Genomic DNA, 22,881 nt, shown 5'->3' with positions numbered 1-22,881 from the left:
TTTACGAAAAAATCTATAAGGCTCAGATAAGAAAGAATATTTTTATCAACCAGCATTACACGCACTCTTCATCGGTTGAAAATGAAAATACCAATGATTATCTTTCCCCATCTTAAATTTTGTGAACTCCATCATGCGTACCGTCTTACTGCTTTGCCTGCTTTTTCTCAGCCCGCTCTTGCAGGCAAAAACCGTCACTGATCTTTTAGGCCGACAGGTGGAGATCCCAGACAGTCCCCAGCGCATCATTCTGGGCGAGAGCCGCATGCTGTATACGCTGGCGTTGCTCCAGCCCGATAATCCGGCAAAGCATGTCGTCGGTTGGCCGGGAGATATGGCACGCTACGATGCACAGAGCTGGTCGCGTTATACCGAAAAATTCCCACAGCTGAACCAGATCCCACAGTTAGGTAACGGCAGTTTGCAAGCGATGAATGCAGAAATGCTGCTGCCGTTAAAACCCGATCTAGTCATTCTTCCACGGCTGGCAAAAAACGCGACCAATGAAGATCTCCTGCAACAAACACTGACCCGTGCAGGGATCCCGTTTATTTATGTCGATCTGCGTATCGACCTGCTTAACAACACGTTGCCCAGCATTCGTCTGCTCGGTGAGGTGCTGAATCAACCCCAGCGCGCGACCGCTTTCAGCGATTTCTATCAGCAGCATATGGATGTGATTCGCCAACGCATCGCGCAATACCACGGCAAGAAACCGACGGTTATGTTGCATCTGCATCTGGGCAGACGGGACACCTGTTGCACCACGGCGGTCGGCGGCAGCCTTGGCGATCTGCTGACTTTCGCTGGCGGCGAGAATATTGCTAGCGGCACCATCAACAGCGTCTACGGAGAACTGAGCCCGGAGCGCGTGCTGGCCGCCAATCCCGATGTTTACATCGCCACCGGTATGGCCGGGCCTGATGGCAAGCGCTTCTCTAGTCTGATGCTCGGACCGCTGGTTAACGCTGCACAAGCAAAAGAGAGCTTCGACACACTTATTCGTCAGGAACCCATTTTGTCTCACCTGCGAGCCGTACAAACCGGTCACGCCTGGAGCATGTGGCACAACTTCTATCTCAGCCCGTACCACGTCGTCATGGTCGAGATGTTTGCCAAGGCGCTCTATCCAGATCGGTTTGCCGATATCGATCCGCAACAGACACTACAACAACTCTATCAGCAGTTTTTACCGATTGAATTTTCAGGGATTTATTGGAGTCAGATTTCGCATGAATAAGTTTGCTATAGAAAAAACCACGTTACGCCACGGCTGGCCACTCCTGGCGCTCAGGCAGGAAAAGAGATCGGCTATCAGCCGCATAAAACCGTGACCGGCACCCGCACTGAAAGCCGTCTGCTGGATGTCCCACAGGCAGTTAACGTTGTCCCCACGCAGGTGCTTGAAGATCGTGCGGTACGCAACATTGATGAAGCGCTGTATAACGTCAGCGGTATCACCCAATCTAATACGCTAGGCGGCACACAGGATGCCATCATCAAACGCGGCTTCGGTGATAACCGCGACGGTTCGATCTTTCGTGATGGCGTACGCTCCATTCAGGCACGCAACTTTACCCCCAGCAGCGACCGCGTCGAAGTACTGAAAGGCCCAGCCTCCATGCTCTACGGTATGGGTGAACCCGGCGGCGTCATCAATATCATCAGCAAGAAGCCCGAACTGGTACAGAAAACGCACATTGAAGGCTGGGGAAGCAGCTTCAAAGGTGGTGGTGGGCAGTTGGATGTCACCGGCCCGTTAGGCACGTCCGGTCTGGCTTACCGCATGGTGGTCGATCACGATGAAACCGACTACTGGCGCAACTTCGGGCGTAACCGCCAGACGACAATTGCGCCGTCATTAATGTGGTACGGCGAAGACACCACCGTGCGTGTGGCCTACGAGCATATGGAATATCTGACGCCTTTCGATCGCGGCACCATTATCGATCCGAAAACGGGCAAACCGGTGAATACGCCACGCGATCGCCGCTTTGATGAAAGCTACAATGCGACACGCGGCGATCAGGACAGCGTCACCATGCAGGTTGACCGCAATTTGAATGACCGCTGGAAAAGCAGCCTGACCTACTCGTACAACCGCAACCGGTACAGCGACAATCAGGCGCGCGCCACAAAGTACAATGCCAACACGGGTGTCCTGACGCGCCAGCCAGACGCTACGGGTTACGCACATAGTCAGGCACAAATCGTCCAGCTAACGCTGAACGGCGACATTGACTGGGGCCGAATCAACCACCAGTTGCTGTTTGGGTTTGATTATGAAGCGGATAGGACATTCCGTGGCGATATGATGCGCGGCACCGCGACTTCAGGATTCAACATCTATAACCCAGTATACGGCCAGTTGCCTGCCTCTATCGCCGTCAACGCAAAGGACAGCGACCAGCGCGAGAATATCGACAGCAAAGCGCTCTTTATGCAGGATGCTATCCGGCTTAACGATCGCTGGCAGTTGCTGGGTGGTCTACGTTATGACACGTTCGATGTCATGGCAGGTAAAGGACGTCCTTTCCTCACCAATACGGACAGTTCATACCACCGCGTTGTGCCGCGTGCGGGCATTATCTACAGCCTGACATCGTATTCATCACTCTATGCCAGCTACAGCGGATCATTTAAGCCCAACAGTAATATTGCCAATAATATCGGGGCCCTTCCGCCGGAAATTGGTAAGTCTTACGAAATCGGAGCCAAGCTGGATCTGCCCAATCGTATTACTGGTAATGTGGCCTTGTTCGATATTGAAAAGCAAAACGTGATGGTGAAGGTCGACGACAATCTTTACCGCACAGCGGGTAAAGTGCGTTCACAGGGGGTTGAACTCGATCTGGCAGGCAGCCTCACGGATTCACTAAGCCTGATTGGTTCTTATGCCTACACCGACGCACGTGTCACCGCTGATCCAGAAAACACCGGTAAACGCATGCCTAACGCTGCTCGCCATACCGCCTCGCTGTTCCTGACACAGGACTTCGGTAATATTGGAATGGCCACCGGTGACAATCTTCGTGCTGGTGCAGGCGCACGCTACGTCAGCCGCCGCGCAGGCGATGCAGCAAACACCTTCTATCTGGATGATTACACCGTCGCCGACGCGTTTATTGCCTATAGTCTTCCGCTCAACGGCTACAAGGTGAAATGGCAGCTCAACGTGAAGAACCTGTTCGACCAGACCTATTATCCATCCAGCGGTAACAATCTACGTGTTGCCGTCGGTGAACCGCGTCAGGTGGTGCTGCGCGCCAGCGTCGATTTCTGATGTCCTTTAACCCGGTGTCGCAAGGCACCGGGTTACCTTCTTTTCCCGATATCACACTAAGAAAAAATAGTGCACAAGCGGGAAAATCACCGCCCGTTTACGCTTCAGTCGCCGCCTGTAACTGTGCAGCAGCGATCACGGCCTGCCCCAAAGAAATTGAACCATCGCCAGCAGGCAACCGCTTGGGTAACAGCACGTTAATGCCGTCAAAACGGGACACCAGCAACTGGCGTAACAGCCGATTGTGGAACACACCGCCAGCACAGGCGACGGTATTGATATTCCGCTGTTGTAGATGATGGCGTACCAAAGAAGCTAGCCCTGAGGCCAACGCATCATGGAATGCCCATGCTCGGGCATCAGGCTCTGCGCGCCAGTTCAGCCATTGCTGCCAAAATGTCGCCATGTCCAATTGGCCCTCCACGCAGGGCAGCGTCACCGGGTGTTCAACCTCACCAGCCCGCATCGCCATCGCTTCCAGCCGTCCTGCGGCTTCGCTCTCATAGCTTTGCCGCTCAGCCGCACACCCCAGTGCGGCGGCGGCGGCATCAAACAGCCGTCCGGCGGATGACGCGGTGGGCGCATTGATCCCCCGCATGACCGCTTTAGCCAGAGGCTCCCAGGAATGGCGGCGAATACTCTCCGTTTCCGGCAGCACCTCCCAGTCAGGAACAAAAGCCAGACAGTGCGCGAGCAGGTTACGCCACGGTTGCTGCGCAGCCAGATCGCCCCCCGGCAGCGCGACAGACGGTAGTCCGCCCAATTTCTCACAGGTGCGGTAGTCCACTTTCAGGCACTCCCCGCCCCAAAGCTCACCTTGTGCCCCCATTCCAATCCCATCAAGCGCCAGGCCGATAACCGGCCCGCCATCCAGCGGCCAGCCATGCTCGGCCAGACAGGCGGCGATATGGGCGTGGTGGTGCAAAACCTGATGGCACGGTAAGCCCATCTGCTGCCCCAGCCGGAGCGAGTGATAACGGGGATGGGCATCCACTACCACCTGTTGAGGCCTGAAGTCATAAACCCGACACATCAGATCCAACGCGCGTTGCCACTGCGCCTCCACGCCGTCATCGCTTAAATCGCCCAGATGCTGGCTCAATACCGCACTCTCGCCACGTACCAGACAGAACGTGTTTTTCAGATCGGCTCCCAGACACACCATTGGCGGAATATTCTTGAAGCCCGGCGGCAAAGCAATCGCATCCGGTACATATCCTCTGGCGCGTCGTATCATCACGCCGTCGCTATCCAGCAGCGAATCGTCCATGCGCTGCGTAATACCTCGGTTGTGCATCAACCAACCGTCGGCGATATCAACCAGTTCCAACAACGCCTGTTCATTGGTGAGAGCCGGAGGGCGCCCATTGAGATTTCCAGAAGTCATCACCAATGGACGCCCGATATCCTGCATTAGCACATGCTGTAGCGGGTTAGACGGTAACATCACTCCAACGTCATTCAGGCCGGGGGCAATCGCTTCGCTAAGCGATCCGATGATTCGCTTGTCTACCAAAACAATCGGAGCGGCTGAGTTACCCAAGTATTCCGCGGTCGATTCAGGCAGGCAACTGGCGTCCGTCAACATCACCGCCAACGGTTTCATAGGGCGGTGTTTGCGTAAACGTAACAGCCGGACGGCAGCATCATTTTGGGCATCGCAGGCCAGATGAAACCCACCAACGCCCTTAATTGCCACAATCCCCCCCTTCTTCAGCATCAACACCGCAGCCTGAAGGGCATCTTCTCCCTCGCAACATTGATTGGCTGACTGCCAGAAAAGGTGTGGGCCGCACGCGGGGCAGGCCACTGGCTGAGCATGAAAACGCCGATCGCCAGGATCGCGATACTCCGCATCACAGTCCGGACAAAGCGGAAATTCCGCCATTACCGTCAGTGGTCGGTCATAAGGCATGGCGTGAATAATGGTAAACCGTGGCCCACAGTGGGTGCAGTTAATGAAGGGATAGCGATAGCGACGCTGCGACGGATCGTTCATCTCCGCAAGGCAAGACGGGCAAGTCGCCGCATCCGGCGCTATCTGGGTATTCATGGTGCCGCCGCTGCTGTGGCGAATGGTAAACGTCGTTGGTAACGTCTCCCAGCACATAGCAGACTGCTCCATTGCATCAATCCGCGCCAACGGCGGACACTGCGTGTGAAGCGCATGAATAAACGTTTGCGGTGCTGATATCAGGCGAATCTGTACGCCTGCACCATCATTACAGACATCGCCATACAGGTGCATCTGTTTCGCCAGTTGCCAGATCCAGGGACGAAAACCGACCCCCTGTACTTTCCCCCGAATCGTCAGCACCACACCTGTCTTATCCATTGCGCCTCACTGGTTCCTTATTGCCTTAATGCGCCACAGCAGCGCGCAGGCGGGCTTTCATGTCGCTATAAGAATTAATGACAAAATTTTCAGCCCAGCGTTGATCGTCAATCACATCCACCTTCGCCGCACAATACTTGGTTTCTGGCGTTTTGGATATCGGATCCAAATTGTCCTGAGTGAGTTCATTACAGGCACCGATCCACCACTGATAGGTCATGTAGATCGTCCCTCGATTAATACGCTCACTGACATCCGCGCGGCTAATCACCTTCCCGCGACGTGAACTGACCCAGACTAACTCTTTATCTTTAATTCCCAGTTGGTTCGCGTCTTCCGGGTTCATCTGTACGCATCCCGGTTCATCTGCCAACGCTTGTAGCGCAGCACAGTTCCCCGTCATAGAACGACAGGAATAGTGGCCCACTTCACGGACGGTACACAGTACCAGCGGGTATTTCTCATCCGGCACTTCCGCTGGCGCGCGCCACTGCGTGGCAAACAGCTTGCCTTTGCCGCTCGGCGTGTCGAAGTGATTTCCCTGATACAGGTACGGCGTTCCTGGGTGTTCCAACGTCGGGCACGGCCACTGAATATGACCCAGTTCCCCCATTTTTTCGTAGGTGACACCATAGAACAGTGGACACAGGCTGCGCATTTCGTCCCAGATCTGCTGGTTATCTTCGTAATGCATCGGGTAACCCATTGCACTAGCAATCAGGCTAATGATTTCCCAGTCGCGCTTTACATCGCCCTTTGGCTCAATCGCTTTTTCAAAGCGTTGGAAACCGCGATCCGCGCAGGTGAAGACGCCCCCATGCTCACCCCAAGACGTTGCAGGCAGCAGCACATCCGCCACTTCCGCCGTTTTCGTCATGAAGATGTCCTGAACCACCAATAAATCCAGCGCTTCAATCCCCTTACGGACCAGACCAAGATCGGCTTCAGTCTGTAATGGATCTTCACCCATGATGTAATAGGCTTTGATTTTACCTTCCAGCGCCAGATGTGGCACCTCGGTGATGCGGGTTCCGATTTGATCATCCATCACCGCAGGGGAAATGCCCCAAGCCGCGGCGAACTTCGCACGCGTATCAGGATCGGTAACAGACTGGTAGCCAGGGAACATATTTGGCAATACGCCCATGTCGCAAGCACCCTGAACATTGTTCTGGCCTCGTACCGGGCCAACGCCCACATTTTCACGGCCCAAATTGCCCGTCAACAGAGCCAAACCTGCAAGCTCACGTACAACATCAACAGCCTGACCGAATTGAGTGACCCCCATCCCCCACATAATGGTGGCAGACGGTGCTGCAGCAAAAGTTCTCATGGCCTGACGCACTTCTGCTGCCGGTACACCAGTAAGATGTTCGACCGCTTCCGGCGCATAATCCTTGACGATGTCACGATAGGCTTCTAACCCTTCGGTAAAGCGATCGACATAGTTTTGGTTGTAAAGTCGCTCTTCCAGCAGAACATAGCCAAACGCATTCACCAGCGCCATGTTGCAGCCATTATTCAGTTGGAGATGTTGATCGGCAATGCGCGCCGCCTCAATACGGCGTGGATCGCAAACGATAATTTTGGCCCCATTCTGGCGGGCTTTTACCACACGGCGAGCCACAATCGGGTGCGAATCCGCGCTGTTATAGCCAAAGATCAGCAGGCACTTGGAATTTTCGATATCACCGATGGAATTACTCATCGCGCCATTGCCCAGCACTTCCTGAAGCCCTGCGACCGAAGGACCGTGGCAAACTCGCGCACAGCAGTCCACGTTATTGGTGTTGAGCACCGCACGGGCAAATTTCTGCATTACGTAGTTTGTTTCATTTCCCGTACCGCGGGAGGAGCCTGTCGTCATTATCGAACGTGGGCCATATTTTTCTTTAATTTCACTCAACCGTTGCGCGGTGTAACGGATAGCAACATCCCAGGAAACGGGTGTCAGTTTCCCGCCTTTTTCATAACGGATCATAGGCTGTGTCAGGCGAGGCGTCAGCAGTTGAGTGTCATTGAGAAAATCCCACCCATAATATCCTTTCAGACACAGTTCATTCTGGTTAGTGACGCCGTCAGCCGCTTCGGCACGGATAATTTTATTGCCTTCAACAACGAGTTTGAGTTTGCAACCCGCACCGCAGTACGGACATACGCTGGTAATTTTTTTCATTAGTAACAGGCCTGTTAAAAGTGAAAGAATTCGGACCTGACCGGATGCAGGCATCGTCAGAAATTCAGAGTGTCAATCGAACTAAGCGCGGCACGACGGCGTTTTTCAGCGCTCATATGGTCCAATTTATCCCTGTCGATACAGACAATTGCGTTGGTCGGGCAAACGCGAATACATGCAGGACCTTCCGCATGACCCTCACAAAGGTCACATTTATTGGCCTCGACCTTGTGTGACAGGAAAGGCTCCCCCGTGAGGCTTTTCTTTGTTACCGGACGGGAAACCACTTCCATGACGCCATAAGGGCAAGCAACAACACAGGTTTTACAGCCGATACAACGCGCCTGTAGGACATGCATGAAATTTTTTTCGCGGACAATCGCCCCGTTCGGACAAACATTGGCACAGGGTGCATCTTCACATTGGCGACACATCACCGCCGTTGAGACGTTTGCCCCTTTAATGACGTGAATGCGAGGTAAAAAATTTTCTGGGGTCAGAGAAGCACAATCCTGCGCCTCCTGATGCGACACGACACAGGCCACTTCGCACGTGCGACAGCCTATACATTTGCTCGAATCAACAATGACGAAACGGTTCATCATATTCTCCGACTAGGGGTTATTTTTATCGTACCCCGCCAAACATGCACAAAACGCGCCAAATCATAACCAATTGTTTTTTAATTATTTTATTAAAAAAGTCCTGTTAACTCTCGAGATCATCGACACTTATGACGATGTCATCAGTAAGAATACGAATAATGGGTACACCCCGTTCACGCTGCCAATAACCCTATAATCAATGTGATTATTCATGACCCGAGTGTGAAAACGTTGATGCTTGTCAGGCTGCGTTTAATTATCCCCATGTTTACCGCGCTTTTCTGCCCGTTCCGGTGACAGAAAAACCATGCTACGACTCTGCCCACTGCCAGTGAGGTATTCCCCTTCTCCCACCGTCTCTTGCGTCGGCAAAAATGACGAAATCGAGGGATATGACGATCGACACTCGTCATATTTTTCCCATGAAAAAAATTAATTCCTTTAATTACAATAAGATAAAAATTGGCATGAATTATGCATGTAGTTCAGGTGATAATTTACTTTCCGTCGTCTGAACTGAGGACTGAACATGAACCGCTTTGTTATTGCGGACCCCGAACTGTGTATAGGGTGCAACACCTGCATGGCCGGATGTACGTCAGTACATAAGGCGCAGGGGTTACAGGTGCTTCCCCGACTAACCGTGGTGAAAACGGGGGATAAAACCGCCCCAATGATGTGTCGCCAGTGCGAGGATGCACCTTGTGCCCGCGTCTGCCCAGTCAATGCTATCACCCACGAAAATGCGGCTATCGTGCTGAATGAAAGCCTGTGTATCGGCTGTAAACTCTGTGGGTTGGTTTGCCCCTTCGGTGCCATTACCCCTTCCGGTAGCACACCGGTGAATACTCCAGCCCAGTTGCAAAACGTCATTCCTGAGGAACTGCTGCGTGACGTTCCTGGTAGTGCCCCTAATACCAACCCCTTTCTCGCCTGGAATGCGGGTGTGCGTGCCATCGCGGTGAAGTGCGACCTATGCAGTTTTCAGGATGTGGGCCCTGAATGTGTCCGAGTCTGTCCGACGAAATCCATTCATCTGGTGGATAACCAATCCATCAGCACTAACAGTCAGTCAAGGCGCCTGAAAACCCTGATGTCATCCCCGCATGAACTGGGTTTCATCGCTACGCGACAGGAAGGGGATAAATAATCATGGATTCACTTCAGTTACTTTTGTGGTCGGCGATCTTTTATCTTGTCGGTGCAACGTTATCCCTGCTGGTGGCCCGTAAGGAAAACGCCTCGATCCTTATCGCAGCCATTACCGCCATCTGCGGGGGCGTGTTAGGGCTATTCAGCGCCGTTCCTGTCCTGTTGAACGGACAGGTTCAGCTCTACGCCACACCGGGTCTATTCCCCTTCGCTGCCTTTACCGTACGCCTCGATATGCTCGCCGCGTTCATGGTGTCGGTCATCTCGCTGCTGGTTACCGTATGTTCGCTCTACTCCATCGCCTATGTTCGGGAATATGCAGGAAGAGGGGCCGGCAGCATGGGATGTTTTATGAATCTCTTCATCGCTTCCATGGTTGGCTTAGTTGTGATGGATAACGCGTTCTACTTCATCATCCTGTTTGAAGCCATGTCACTTGCTTCCTGGTTTTTAGTTATTTCTGAACAGGACCGTGAATCTGTCAGCGCAGGGCTACTCTACTTCTTTATCGCCCACGCGGGTTCCGTGCTGATTATGATCGCGTTCTTCCTGATGTGGAGGGAAAGTGGCAGCCTGGACTTTACGGCGTTCCGCCAGTTGTCACTCTCCCCTACGCTTTCTTCGGTTGTTTTCCTGCTGGCCTTTTTGGGGTTCGGTGCCAAAGCGGGAATGCTGCCGCTACACAGTTGGCTGCCACGTGCCCACCCCGCCGCCCCCTCTCACGCCTCCGCGTTAATGTCCGGCGTAATGGTCAAAATTGGCATCTTTGGCATCATCAAAGTGGGTATCGATCTGCTGGCGGCTCAACAGCTGTGGTGGGGCATTGTGGTGCTGGCGTTTGGTTCCGTTTCCTCCGTACTGGGTGTGTTGTATGCGCTGGCTGAGCACGATATTAAGCGCCTGCTGGCCTGGCATACAGTTGAAAACATCGGGATCATCCTGATAGGCGTTGGTGTCGGAATGGTGGGCATCGCCACTCAGAACACGGTGTTAGCGACGCTCGGTTTACTGGGGGCGCTCTATCACTTGCTAAACCACGCCGTATTTAAAGGGTTGCTCTTTTTAGGGGCGGGTGCGGTCATCTATCGCCTGCACACCCGCGATATGGAAAAGATGGGTGGCCTCGGCAAACTCATGCCTAAAACCGCATTGGCTTTTCTCATTGGCTGTATGTCCATCTCCGCGCTACCGCCGCTCAATGGGTTTATCAGCGAATGGTATACCTATCAGTCGCTCTTCAGCATGAGCCATGACGGTAATATGTTAATGCGCTTAAGCGCGCCCGTCGCCATCGTGATGTTGGCTATCACGGGGGCATTGGCCGCGATGTGTTTTGTCAAAGTTTATGGCGTCAGTTTCTGCGGCGGCCCACGCAGTGAGAAAGCCAGTCAGGCGCGGGAAGTGCCGTGGCAAATGACGTTATCCATGTTGTTGCTGGCACTGTGCTGTGTGGCGCTCGGCCTCGGAGCCAGCCAGATTGCCCCCATTCTTGCTCAGGTCGCGATGTCACTCAGCGGTGCACACGATGTAGCCGTGACACAGGGACATCTCCTAATCCCTGCGCAGGCCACACAAGCGATGCTCTCCCCTGCAATCGTCTTTATCTTGCTCATCGCATTACCCGTTCTCCCTCTGCTGTTCTGGCTGTTCCTGAAAGGCAACCGCTCCGCTTTTCACCGCCACGGTGAACCGTGGGCGTGTGGTTATGCCTGGGAACCGATGATGGCAGTCTCAGCCAGTGGTTTTACTCAGCCTCTGCGTGCCATGTTCGGGGGACTCTATCGTATGCGTAAACGGCTTGACCCAACGCCTCTGCTATCCAGAGCGCTACAAGGTATAACCCAAGGGGCCACCATCACGGAACCATTCTGGGATGAGCAAATCATTTACCCGCTGGTGCGCCTGCTACGGCGTATTGGCGCACAGCTACAGCGTTTACAGGGCGGAGATTTTCGCCTCTATTGCCTGTATGTCGTTGCAGCGCTGACCGTGCTGCTGCTCGTTGTCGCGGTGTGAGGGAAAAATCATGACGATGCAAGAAACTCCGTCACTGATGATGGGTATCTTTGCGCTGATACAGGCAGGGATCCTTTTATTACTGACACCTTTATTTACCGGCATTTCCCGCCAGATCCGCGCCCTTATGCATTCACGTCGCGGCCCAGGTATCTGGCAGGATTACCGCGATATATTCAAACTACTCAAGCGTCAGGAAGTCGCCCCAGCGCAGTCCGGCATCATTTTTCGTGCGATGCCGTGGATCTTGCTGGGCAGCATGTTGCTGGTCGCAATGACCCTGCCAGTCTTCACCCGCACGTCACCTTTTGGCGGGGCGGGCGACATCATAACGCTATTGTATCTGTTCGCTTTATTCCGCTTCTTCTTCTCGCTGTCAGGTCTGGATACCGGTAGTACCTTCGCCGGCATCGGTGCCAGCCGCGAACTGACGCTGGGCGTGCTGGTTGAACCGACGCTGATTCTCGGCCTGCTGGTTGTCGCTCTGATCGCCGGATCCACCAACATCGGCACCATCAGCGCCACACTCACTGACGCATGGAGCTCTCCGACAGCGACGCTGCTGGCGCTACTGGCCTGCGGTTTCGCCAGTTTTATCGAGATGGGCAAAATTCCGTTTGACGTAGCAGAAGCGGAGCAAGAGTTGCAGGAAGGGCCGCTGACCGAATACTCCGGCTGTGGTCTGGCGCTGGTGAAATGGGGTATCGGGCTGAAACAGGTGGTCGTCGCGGCGCTATTTCTGGCGGTTTTCATTCCGTTTGGTAAAGCCGCCGACATGACAGCCAGCTCTCTGCTGCTAGCCCTGATCCTGACGCTTATCAAGCTTTTGCTGGTTTTTGTGCTGGCGTCGCTGTTTGAAAATAGTTTGGCTCGCGGACGTTTCCTGCTGACCCACCGCGTCACCTGGGTTGGATTTGGTGTGGCCACCTTGTCCTTTGTGTTTTATCTGACCGGTCTGTAAGGAGTCTGGAAAATCATGATGGAAAGTTCATCCTTTATGACCAATACGGCCCTGGCAACATTGTTATTGCCGTTTATTGGCGCGTTGCTAACAGCATGTTCGCCGAAGCACTACGCGAAATGGCTCTGCACATTTTTCGCTTTATTGGCGACGCTTGGCACCGTCGTGCTGGGCTGGGGCTTTCTGGCGCACGGGAAAGTGGCCGTCACCTTTCCCATCCTGAGTTATGGCGATGTGGCGCTGTTTGGCTTTACGCTCGATCGCATCAGTACGCTGATCGTGTTTGCTGTCGTCTTCCTGGGTTTGTTGGTCAGCCTGTATTCCGTCGGTTACCTGAATACAGGTAACCGCGAGCATCCACACGAGGGCACTAACCGCTATTACGCCTTCTTGTTGATCTTCATTGGCGCAATGGCCGGGCTGGTGATGTCCTCTACCATCCTCGGTCAGCTATTGTTCTTTGAGATAACTGGCGGCTGCTCGTGGGCACTGATTGGCTACTACCAGACGGCAAAATCGCAGCGTTCAGCGCTAAAAGCCCTGTTGATCACCCACGTCGCGTCTCTGGGCTTGTTTATTGCTGCCGCCACGCTGTTTATCTCAACGGGCACTTTCGCGCTGAGCGCGTTGTCCCAGCTTGAGGGTACCCCTGCGCTGCTGGTGTTCGGCGGTATCCTTTTCGCGGCGTGGGGCAAATCAGCCCAGTTGCCGCTGCAAGCGTGGCTACCGGATGCGATGGAGGCACCGACCCCCATTAGTGCCTACCTGCACGCAGCATCCATGGTGAAAGTCGGGGTCTATATCTATGCCCGCGCCATTATTGAGTCGGGACATATTCCACAGGTGATTGGCTGGGTGGGCATCGGCATGGCGACCCTGACCATTGTCTATGGTTTCCTGATGTATCTGCCGCAGAAAGACATGAAGCGCCTGCTAGCCTGGTCCACCATCACTCAGTTGGGCTACATCTTTCTTGCCTTGTCCATCTCCGTCTTTGGTTCTCGTGAAGCCTTTGACGGGGGGATTGCCTACATTTTCAACCACGCCTTCGCAAAGAGCCTGTTCTTCCTGGTCGCGGGCTCACTCAGTTACTGCTGCGGGACTCGCCTGCTACCGCGCCTACGCGGTGTGCTCAACAAGATGCCCGTCGTCGGCATCGGTTTCTGTATAGCAGCATTGGCCATCGCCGGTGTTCCACCGCTTAACGGCTTTTTCAGCAAATTCCCTATCTTTGCGGCAGGGTTTGCCATGTCACGTGAATTTTGGGTAATGACACCGTTGATGGTGTTGGTGCTGATCGAGTCTGTCGCCAGCTTCGCCTGGCTTATTTACTGGTTCGGCCAGGTTATCCCCGGAGAGCCCAGTGAAGAACTGGTTCAGGCTTCGCCGCTGCCTACAACAATGCGGCTGGTGCTACTGGTACTGATCGTGATGTCGTTCTGTTCCAGCATCATCGCTGTAACCTGGCTTGGATAAGGGAGATTGATTATGACCGGTTCGCTTATCGTCAATAATCTGGCAGGGCTGATGATGTTCACCTCGCTGATGGTCATTGGCGTGAAACGTCCTACGGCATCCTGCTGGCTCTATGCATTGCAGGCGCTAGTGCTTGTCGTGCTGTTTTTAACGTTGTCTTATACCCTTGATGCCCATGAGCTAACAACATGGGCGATCAGCGCCTTCTTTACGAAGGTTGTACTGGTTCCCACAATCATGTACTTCGCGTTCCGCAGCATGCGCGACCCCGCTCACGAAGGCAGCGTGATCAGCCTTCCTGTACTGATGATCCTCGCCGCAGCGATCGTCATTCTGTGCTGGTTTGTCGTTGAACCCGTTCAACTACCGCTGCTTGCTACGCTGAAACCAGCACTGGCGGTGTCGCTGGGCCATTTTATGGTGGGCCTGCTCTGCATCGTCACACAGCGAAATATTCTTAAACAGGTATTTGGCTACTGCCTGATGGAGAACGGATCGCATCTCACTCTGGCCTTGCTTGCAAATAAAGCCCCTGAACTGGTGGAAATTGGTATCGCTACTGACGCCATTTTCGCCGTTATCATCATGACGATACTAGCCCGTAAGATCTGGCGCACGCTCAATACGCTGAGCGTCGACCAACTGACCGCGCTGAAGGGGTAACAGGATGAACGATACCTCCGTACTTTTACTACTGTTGCTGACACCACTAGGCATCTCCGTACTGAGTTTTTGCTGCCATCTGGCGGGTTCCGCTGCACGGACATTGGTCACGACGCTACATACCCTCGGCATTGTCGCGCTGCTGGCAGAATCACTGTGGGTGGTTTCCCTGATTTATGCGCACGGTGAAATTCTGGCCGTGCATAAATGGCTGCACATGGATGCTTTAAGTCTCGTGTTTCTAGCGATTCTCGGCCTGGTCAGCTTTATCACTGGGCTGTACTCCATCGGGTATATGCGCCACGAAGTGGACGATGGCGAAGTGACCGTAACTGGGCTGTGTAACTATTACGGTTTCTTCCACCTGTTCGTGTTCACCATGCTGCTGACCATCACCAGCAACAACCTGATTATGATGTGGGCCGCGGTAGAAGCCACCACACTGAGCTCCGCCTTCCTGGTGGGCACCTACAACCAACGCTCCTCATTGGAAGCCGCGTGGAAATACATCATCATCTGTTCTGTTGGGGTCGCCTTTGGTCTGTTCGGCACCATCTTGGTTTACGCAAACGCCACCAACATCCTGGCCAACCCAGACGATGCGATCTTCTGGACCGATGTTCTGCAACACGCCGCTCAGTTAGATCCCATGTTGATGAAATTGGCTGCCGTGTTTGTGCTGATTGGTTTTGGGACCAAAGCGGGCCTGTTTCCTATGCACGCCTGGCTACCGGATGCGCATAGCGAAGCCCCAAGCCCCGTTAGCGCCCTGCTATCCGCGGTACTACTCAACTGTGCGTTACTGATCATCATTCGCTACAACATCATTATTAACGACGCCATCGGCAACCACTTCACCAGCACGCTGCTGATCGTCTTTGGTCTGCTTTCCGTCGCGGTCGCCGCGTTTCTTATTCTGGTGCAAACCGATATCAAACGCCTGTTGGCCTACTCCTCGGTAGAGAATATGGGGCTCATCGCCATCGCACTGGGGATTGGTGGCCCACTGGGCGTGCTAGCCGCCATGCTGCACACCGTCAACCACAGCTTGGGGAAAACGCTGCTGTTCTGTGGTTCCGGTAATGTTCTGCTGAAATACGGCACACGCGATATTACCGTCGTCAAAGGTATGTTGAACGTCGTTCCCTTCTCTGCGCTTATGTTGGCCGGTGGTGCACTGGCGCTAGGTGGGATGCCCCCTTTCAACGTGTTCCTGAGTGAATTTATGACTGTGGTAGCCGCGCTGAGCGCTAACCACATCTGGCTGGCTATCGCCCTGTTACTGCTATTAACCGTGGTGCTCGGGGGGCTGGTGCGCATGATCTCTGCCATCATTTTTGGCTCTGCACCGCAAGAAGTCAGCAGAGGTGAACTGGGTATTCTCACCACCTTACCCATGGCTATTCTGTTGGTGCTAATGCTGATCATGGGCACCCACATTCCCCACCCTGTGGTGCGGATGCTCGAAAATGCAGCCACTGTCGTGCTGCAACCTAGCGACGGCCGTGCCGCACCGCCGCATTACACTTGGCCTTGGGCGGGAAGTTCCACGGATAGCGTGAGTACCTCGGCCCACCGTGCTGTTAACACCTCATCAGGAGATGAAAAGTGACTTACGATAATCACGTCAACGCCATTCAGAGCGATAAAAAACTGGGGTGTGGCTATCTGGCACAAATTCGCCAGAAATTTCCTGTAGCGATACTCGATGAGGAGTGGCAAACCCACGATCAGCTGACCATCACGATAAAAACTGAGTCGCTGCCGGACATCGTCGAATTTATCTACTATCAGTTGGGTGGCTGGTTGCCGGTACTGTTTGGCAATGATGAACGGACGTTAACCGGCGACTACGCCGTCTATTACGCCCTCTCCATGGAACAGGAAGAAAAGTGCTGGATCGTGGTTAAAGCACATGTGAGTCCGTTCACGCTAGAATTCCCTTCTGTCACACCACGCGTTCCCGCCGCCGTGTGGGGGGAGCGCGAAATCCGTGACATGTACGGTCTGACCCCCGTCGGCCTGCCGGATGAACGCCGTCTGGTATTACCAGATGACTGGCCCGACGATCTCTACCCGCTGCGTAAAGACACCATGGATTATCGCCAGCGCCCCACGCCGACCACTCAAACCGAAACGTATCAGTTTAAAAACGAAGGGGGCAGCGAAGCACGTATTGTGCCGATTGGCCCATTACATATCACCTCCGACGAACCTGGCCACTTCCGCCTGTTTGTTGATGGGGAACGTATTGTTGATGCGGATTACCGCCTGTTCTATGTCCACCGCGGTATGGAAAAACTCGCCGAAACCCGCATGGGCTATAACGAAGTGACGTTCCTATCTGACCGGGTATGTGGGATCTGCGGATTTGCCCACAGCGTGGCGTATACCTCCTCAGTAGAAAACGCACTGGGCATTTATGTGCCGCCACGCGCTCACGCCATCCGTAGCATCTTGCTGGAAGTGGAGCGCTTGCACAGTCACCTACTCAACATTGGGCTGTCCAGCCACTTCGTCGGCTTTGATACCGGATTTATGCAGTTCTTCCGCGTGAGAGAAAAATCCATGACGCTGGCAGAGCTATTGACGGGTTCGAGAAAAACGTACGGACTCAATCTGATCGGCGGAGTCCGCCGCGACATTCTGAAAGAACAGCGGCTGAAAGGGATCAAACTGATCCAAGAGATGCGTGCCGAGGTCACCCAACTGGTTGATATGCTACTGAGCACACCGAATATGGAACAACGTACTCAGGGCGTTGGCCTGCTGGATCGCCGCATCGCTCGCGATTACAGCCCAGTCGGTCCCATGATCCGCGGCAGCGGTTTTGCCCGAGATATGCGTTTCGACCATGATTATGCGGGCTACGCCTCGCTGCCAAAAACGCTGTTCACTCTGGACGGTTGCGATGTTTTCTCCCGCGTAATGGTGCGGATAACAGAGACTCTGGAATCGCTGTCTATGGTGGAGTTCGGTCTGGATCACCTGCCGGAAGGCCCCCTGTTGACGGAAGGCTTTACCTATCGGCCGTATAAATTCGCGCTAGGCTATACCGAAGCGCCACGCGGGGAAGATGTGCACTGGAGTATGCTCGGTGACAATCAGAAGCTATTCCGCTGGCGCTGCCGCGCGGCGACTTACGCCAATTGGCCGGTACTGCGCTACATGTTACGCGGTAATACGGTATCCGACGCCCCACTCATTATAGGTAGCCTCGATCCCTGCTATTCATGCACCGACCGCGTCACGCTGGTAGACATTAAAAAACGCAAATCCACCACGGTGCCTTACAAAGAGATCGAGCGTTACAGCATTGAGCGTAAGAATTCGCCGCTAAAATGAGGGATGAACGATGCTGAAATTATTTAAAACCATCTGGCAAGCTGGCGATGTCACCGTTAAATACCCGTTTGCACCTCTGGAGGTTTGCTCTGGCTTTCGCGGTAAGCCTGAGTACGATGCTCAGCAGTGTATCGCTTGCGGTGCCTGCACTAACGCCTGTCCAGCCAACGCCCTGACCATGGAAACCGACATAGAGGCAGGAACCCAAACCTGGCAGTTGTTCCTTGGGCGCTGCATTTTTTGTGGCCGCTGCGAAGAAGTGTGCCCAACCCGTGCCATTCAGTTATCTACCGACTTTGAAATGGCCGTGACCCACAAGCCAGACTTGTATAACCGCGCCACCTTTACCCTACTGAAATGTCGAACGTGTCACCTCCCTTTTACCCTGACAAAATCGGTGAACTACGCCATGGCGCTGCTGGCGCATTCCGGCGTTGATGCTGACAGTGTAGAGAAAATGCGACCTCAGTTTGAAACGTGCCCCGCATGCAAACGTGAACAAAGCCTGCATCATCACGGCCGCACCAATCTGAGCTATCACGTGGGAGAGACAAAATGAGCCAGCCAGAAATGAAGATAAATCATCATGTCAGCCAGCCCATCACGCTTGATCAGCAGGCGGCTCAGTTAAAAAGCCAGTTGCTGAAAGATATTCAACGCTCGGCTTATGTTTATCGCGTTGACTGCGGTGGCTGCAACGGCTGCGAAATCGAAATCTTTGCCGCCATTACTCCCTTGTTTGATGCTGAGCGCTTTGGCATCAAAGTGGTGGCCTCACCGCGTCACGCCGATATTTTGCTGTTTACCGGCGCAGTCACCCGCGCAATGCGAGTCCCCGCCCTGCGAGCCTATGAATCTGCGCCGGATCCTAAAATTTGTATCTCTTACGGTGCCTGCGGTTGCGGCGGGGGAATCTTTCACGATCTGTACTGCGTATGGGGCGGCAGTGAAAGTATTGTCCCGATTGATGTCTGGATCCCCGGCTGCCCGCCGACGCCTGCTGCGACGATCCACGGTTTTGCCGTCGCACTCGGCCTACTGGAGCAGAAACTAAAAGGACAACACCACATTCAGTCTCCGGGAGAACAAGCACAAACGCTGTTGCCCACCATACCGCTGGCGACACGCGTCATGGTTGAGCGAGAGGCTCGTCGTCTGGCCGGCTATCGCCAAGGCCGAGAAATCAGCGATCGGCTTCTCAATCTGCTGGAGGGAAACGATTTTGCCACGGCAACCCAAAAACTGGATGACTGGTTTGTTCAGGAAAACGATCCCCGCCTGCGTGAAATCGTACAATGTCTGATGCAGCTATTGCGGGAGGCTCCCCATGCCTGAGAATCAGGTTATCTTTTGGTCGCTACGCCAGAAATTTCTCGACAGCAAAGCGATACCCGAACAGGCTCAGCAGGTGATGTATTACTCACTGGCGATTGGCCACCATGTCGGTGTGATCGATTGTTTGAAAACCGAACTGACCTGCGATCTGGAACGCTATCCGCAGTGGACGGCCATGCTGGGAGGAGGAGACGCACAGCGCAAAATGAATGGTCTGCTGACGTTTGGCGAAATTAATATCGATAGCACGCATGTCAACATGCTGGCTCACGCTCTGGCACCACTAGCACAAGCTGGGCAGCCAGAGCCGTTTCAGTGCTGGAGTGCCACGCTGCTGCGCCTGCTGGAGGAGATTCAGCAGGAACCCGCTATTTATCTCATCGTAAAAAAAACAGAGGGTAAAAAAGTAGGATGACGCTATGACAGACTCCACACCCAATATCCTTCTGGCCGTGGGTAACACGATGATGGGCGACGACGGTGCCGGCCCACTCCTGGCAGACATGATGGCGGCCAATCCGGTAGTCGGCTGGCTGCCCATTGATGGCGGTGCGACGCCAGAAAACGTAGCACATCATATTCAGGCGCAGCACCCTAACCGAGTGCTCATTGTGGATGCTGCCGATATGGGGCTCATGCCGGGCGACGTTCGTCTTATCGATCCGGACGACATCGCTGAAATGTTTATCATGAGCACGCACAATATGCCGCTGAGTTTTTTAATCGAACGATTAAAGGAAACGGTTCCGGACGTCATTTTTCTGGGGATCCAACCGGACATTGTCGGCTTTTACTATCCGATGACGGAAAAAGTCAGGCAGGCAGTGGAAACGGTGTATCACCAGCTGACAGAATGGGAAGGCAACGGCCCGTTTGCGCAGCTAACCGTCGAAGAAGCGTAATCCACGACCACTACGCCGGAGCCAACTTCCGGCGGTTACCTCTCCATCGTTATAAGTCGTCTATCGAAATGCCCAGCCGCTGCATACGTGAAAGCAGCGTCGTACGCTTCAAACCCAGACGAAGGGCCGCGCCACGCGGTCCAGCCACCACACCATTGGTTTCACGCAGTACCTGAATGATGCGCTGACGTTCGTTATCGTCGCTTTCCGGCGGCGGCGTCAGGACAACTTTCTTCTCTTTCGTAGATAACACGGAAGGCTGCGGCACAGGTACGCTTAACTCATGCATTTGTAAATTGAGGGTTGAACCACGCGTCAGGATTACCGCCCTTTCGATGACATTTTCCAGCTCGCGTACATTGCCCGGCCAGGGGTATTCACAGAGCTGACGTAGTGCCTGCATCGGAATATCATCGATTCGGCGCTTCATCCGGTGGGCAATTTTTTGAACAAAAAATTTCGCCAGCACGGGGATATCTTCCGGCCGTTCACGCAGAGGCGGAATGGAGATAGGGAAAACATTCAGCCGGTAATACAGATCACTTCTGAATTCACGATCCATCGACATCTGCTTCAAGTCACGGTTGGTGGCGGCAACCAGGCGCACATTCACTGGGATAACCTTATTACTGCCCAGCCGCTCAATTTCCCGCTCCTGCAACACGCGCAACAGCTTGGGCTGAAGCTCAAGCGGCATATCACCAATTTCATCCAGAAACAGCGTGCCGCCTTCTGCCATTTCAAAGCGCCCGACATGTACCGTGGAAGCGCCTGTAAACGCGCCCTTTTCATGTCCAAACAAATCGCTTTCCAGCAACCCAGAAGGCACAGCGGCGCAATTCATTTTGACCATCGCCCCTTTGTGGCGATAGCTCATCTTATGGATGGCCCGCGCAATCAGCTCTTTACCGGTGCCGGTTTCCCCGAGGATCAGCACGGTACTGTCGCTCGCCGCCACCATGCTCATTTGTTCCAGCACAGCACGCATCTTGGCGCTTTGATAAATGATATCGCCTTCAACATCGGTGTTCTGAATGCGCGCATTAAGCCAGATGTTTTCATTCTTCAGGGTATCTTTTAAACGAGAAATCTGACCGTAGGCATCAGCGTTATCCACGGCGATACCGATACGGGCCGCAATTTGCTGTAACAGCCCCAGATGGCTATCGTGAAAAAAATCCGCCTGTTGATGAGCCAAAACCAGCACACCCAGCGGTTCGCTATTGAAAGAAAGTGGTAACAGACACACGACGGACATTTGATGAAGACGCAATTCATCAAAAAAAATATCGCGGGCCTGACGGCAGCGATCGTCATCAAGATTGAGCACGACAGCCTGGCGACTTTGTAGAACATCCTCAGTTAACGACGCGCCTCGAGGAAACGTATGCTGAAGACGGGATACCGGGGAATCAGGGGCGTAATAGCTTGACCATAGGCAGAAATCAGCTGGTTTTTCACTCTTAGTGAGGACCATTGCAGTGTACTGCACGCCAAAAAAACGGTGGATTTCCCGCGAAACCTCCTGCACAAGGGCATCCATCTCCAGATGGGAGAGCACCGAATTCGTAATATCGACCAGAATGCGGAAGTGGTCGCGCTGGTGACGCATCTGGCGCGACTCATCCAACAACGTGTTATTTTGATATATGTAGGACAGCACCCCAGCAGCAAGGCCAGCCACTTGTTGAAGTAACGCCACCTCTTCAGGATTGAAGTGCCCCCCACTTTCACGGATAAAAGCCACCTCTCCCTGTACCGGATGCATGCGATTGAGCGTAACTGCGCAGCGCCCGCCCCCTTGGCGAGTCGCCTCTTTCAGCGGAGCCGTGTACGCCGCATCTTGCTGCCAAAATCCCTTACCGGGCAGCGATAGCTCGACCGTTTGGAAAAAAACAAAAGCCGGAGATAACCCCGCCAAAATCGATAAAACGGCTGGCGCATCCTGTTGGCAAAGCAGAGCCTCAGCAATATCGACCAACGTCTCTTGCCGAGTATCTCGCTTGCCTGCAATCTGGGAAGTGCTTAGTGAAATCATTGATGATCTATCTACCGCTTCCGAGTTAAATTATTTTGATTATAAAGAGGTAGAAAAATAATAAAATCAGCACTACCTGCTACTTTGATCTGACACAGCATTTTCATTTCCTACCACACCGAATAGAAATGAACACGTATTAGCAGCCTCGCCATTAATTCCTGAGATATCATTATTCGGCATATAATCTCTCATTGTGCCTATGTTAGAACTGGGGCATACCGCTATTTCTTTTAATCCATAGCGCCATTATTTAAAATAATAATAACAATCTAGATATCATGTTGATTAATTTATATATATCAATGGAAATCGAGTAATTTATTATTGTCTTACGCCAAGGTAATCGAGCTAAATAATCGTTTTTCACACAAACAAAAATATAATCATTCTCACTCCTATTTATATTCGTGAAAGTAAAACCAACGCGTGTTCACACAATTCTCTGGCAGCGACTCCCCTCTTCGCTATCACAACATTGGAAAGATTTGGCTGGAATCCCACCAAATACCCGACAACATCAAAAAATCAACCTTCGGTAACTGCGAAAATACTCCCTTAAAGGCAGAAAACCCCGCCAGATTCCCTGACAGC

General features: G+C 53.4%; 17 protein-coding genes. 13 read left to right on the top strand and 4 right to left on the bottom strand.

Translation table 11 applies throughout. The features are described 5' to 3' along the window. Positions 1 to 133: 133 nt before the first annotated feature. Together EIP93_RS06640 and EIP93_RS06635 are read left to right on the top strand one after the other, a co-directional pair. Positions 134 to 1,240, top strand: coding sequence for an ABC transporter substrate-binding protein (locus EIP93_RS06640; RefSeq protein WP_040031264.1), 1,107 nt, complete (start codon positions 134 to 136; stop codon positions 1,238 to 1,240). Positions 1,241 to 1,273: 33 nt separating this feature from the next. Continuing rightward, positions 1,274 to 3,283 (top strand): TonB-dependent siderophore receptor, encoded by a 2,010-nt coding sequence (locus EIP93_RS06635; RefSeq protein WP_125232457.1) that lies wholly within the window; start codon positions 1,274 to 1,276, stop codon positions 3,281 to 3,283. 97 nt (positions 3,284 to 3,380) lie between these two features. On the opposite strand, the gene hypF is transcribed toward EIP93_RS06635, so the two are convergent. Genes hypF through hydN form a run of 3 tightly spaced genes read right to left on the bottom strand, consistent with a single transcriptional unit; the run spans position 3,381 to position 8,396 of the window. Next, the gene (gene hypF, locus EIP93_RS06630; protein WP_125232456.1) at positions 3,381 to 5,618 is read right to left on the bottom strand and encodes a carbamoyltransferase HypF; all 2,238 of its coding nucleotides are present in this window, start codon (positions 5,616 to 5,618) and stop codon (positions 3,381 to 3,383) included. A gap of 25 nt (positions 5,619 to 5,643) precedes the next feature. Beyond that, a complete protein-coding gene (fdhF, locus tag EIP93_RS06625; RefSeq protein WP_125232455.1) occupies positions 5,644 to 7,794 on the bottom strand; it encodes a formate dehydrogenase subunit alpha in 2,151 nt (716 codons plus the stop codon). A gap of 56 nt (positions 7,795 to 7,850) precedes the next feature. After that, positions 7,851 to 8,396 carry an electron transport protein HydN gene (gene hydN, locus EIP93_RS06620; protein WP_103860179.1) on the bottom strand — a complete coding sequence of 182 codons (546 nt, stop codon included), beginning with the start codon at positions 8,394 to 8,396 and terminating at the stop codon, positions 7,851 to 7,853. A gap of 532 nt (positions 8,397 to 8,928) precedes the next feature. On the opposite strand from hydN, the gene EIP93_RS06615 reads away from it, so the two are divergent. The 11 genes from EIP93_RS06615 to hycI are packed head-to-tail and all read left to right on the top strand — an operon-like array spanning position 8,929 to position 20,249. Next, positions 8,929 to 9,549, top strand: a complete 621-nt coding sequence (locus tag EIP93_RS06615; protein ID WP_105879291.1) for a 4Fe-4S dicluster domain-containing protein — start codon at positions 8,929 to 8,931, stop codon at positions 9,547 to 9,549. 2 nt (positions 9,550 to 9,551) lie between these two features. Beyond that, entirely contained in the window at positions 9,552 to 11,567 is a 2,016-nt protein-coding gene (gene hyfB, locus EIP93_RS06610; RefSeq protein ID WP_125232454.1) for a hydrogenase 4 subunit B, read from the top strand. 10 nt (positions 11,568 to 11,577) lie between these two features. Continuing rightward, complete coding sequence (locus EIP93_RS06605; RefSeq protein ID WP_103860176.1) at positions 11,578 to 12,528, top strand: respiratory chain complex I subunit 1 family protein; 951 nt, start codon at positions 11,578 to 11,580, stop codon at positions 12,526 to 12,528. An 18-nt stretch (positions 12,529 to 12,546) separates the two neighbouring features. Then, positions 12,547 to 14,004 (top strand): hydrogenase 4 subunit D, encoded by a 1,458-nt coding sequence (locus EIP93_RS06600; RefSeq protein ID WP_103941819.1) that lies wholly within the window; start codon positions 12,547 to 12,549, stop codon positions 14,002 to 14,004. A 12-nt stretch (positions 14,005 to 14,016) separates the two neighbouring features. Next, the gene (gene hyfE, locus EIP93_RS06595) at positions 14,017 to 14,667 is read left to right on the top strand and encodes a hydrogenase 4 membrane subunit (protein ID WP_107332513.1); all 651 of its coding nucleotides are present in this window, start codon (positions 14,017 to 14,019) and stop codon (positions 14,665 to 14,667) included. 4 nt (positions 14,668 to 14,671) lie between these two features. Continuing rightward, on the top strand, positions 14,672 to 16,279 hold the full coding sequence (locus EIP93_RS06590) for a hydrogenase 4 subunit F (RefSeq protein ID WP_125232453.1): 1,608 nt from the start codon (positions 14,672 to 14,674) through the stop codon (positions 16,277 to 16,279). Further along, the gene (locus EIP93_RS06585; RefSeq protein WP_119158829.1) at positions 16,276 to 18,012 is read left to right on the top strand and encodes a hydrogenase large subunit; all 1,737 of its coding nucleotides are present in this window, start codon (positions 16,276 to 16,278) and stop codon (positions 18,010 to 18,012) included. Before EIP93_RS06590 ends, EIP93_RS06585 begins: the two co-directional genes overlap by 4 nt. A 10-nt stretch (positions 18,013 to 18,022) precedes the next feature. Then, positions 18,023 to 18,571 carry a hydrogenase 4 subunit H gene (gene hyfH / locus EIP93_RS06580; protein WP_103970649.1) on the top strand — a complete coding sequence of 183 codons (549 nt, stop codon included), beginning with the start codon at positions 18,023 to 18,025 and terminating at the stop codon, positions 18,569 to 18,571. Next, positions 18,568 to 19,347 (top strand): NADH-quinone oxidoreductase subunit B family protein, encoded by a 780-nt coding sequence (locus EIP93_RS06575; RefSeq protein WP_103860171.1) that lies wholly within the window; start codon positions 18,568 to 18,570, stop codon positions 19,345 to 19,347. Before hyfH ends, EIP93_RS06575 begins: the two co-directional genes overlap by 4 nt. Then, positions 19,340 to 19,762, top strand: a complete 423-nt coding sequence (locus tag EIP93_RS06570; RefSeq protein WP_103860170.1) for a formate hydrogenlyase maturation HycH family protein — start codon at positions 19,340 to 19,342, stop codon at positions 19,760 to 19,762. The genes EIP93_RS06575 and EIP93_RS06570 overlap by 8 nt, the downstream gene beginning before the upstream one ends. Before the next feature lie 4 nt (positions 19,763 to 19,766). Then, positions 19,767 to 20,249 carry a hydrogenase maturation peptidase HycI gene (gene hycI / locus EIP93_RS06565; RefSeq protein ID WP_107332510.1) on the top strand — a complete coding sequence of 161 codons (483 nt, stop codon included), beginning with the start codon at positions 19,767 to 19,769 and terminating at the stop codon, positions 20,247 to 20,249. Between the two features lie 49 nt (positions 20,250 to 20,298). Here hycI and EIP93_RS06560 read toward each other — a convergent pair whose 3' ends face one another. After that, positions 20,299 to 22,287, bottom strand: a complete 1,989-nt coding sequence (locus tag EIP93_RS06560) for a sigma 54-interacting transcriptional regulator (protein ID WP_103860168.1) — start codon at positions 22,285 to 22,287, stop codon at positions 20,299 to 20,301. Positions 22,288 to 22,881 lie beyond the last annotated feature (594 nt).

The sequence above is a fragment of the Pectobacterium versatile genome (assembly GCF_003932035.1).
In the GTDB taxonomy this organism is placed as follows: domain Bacteria; phylum Pseudomonadota; class Gammaproteobacteria; order Enterobacterales; family Enterobacteriaceae; genus Pectobacterium; species Pectobacterium versatile.
The sequence above is the reverse complement of the archived record's forward strand: the minus strand, read 5'-3'. Positions and strand labels throughout refer to the sequence as shown.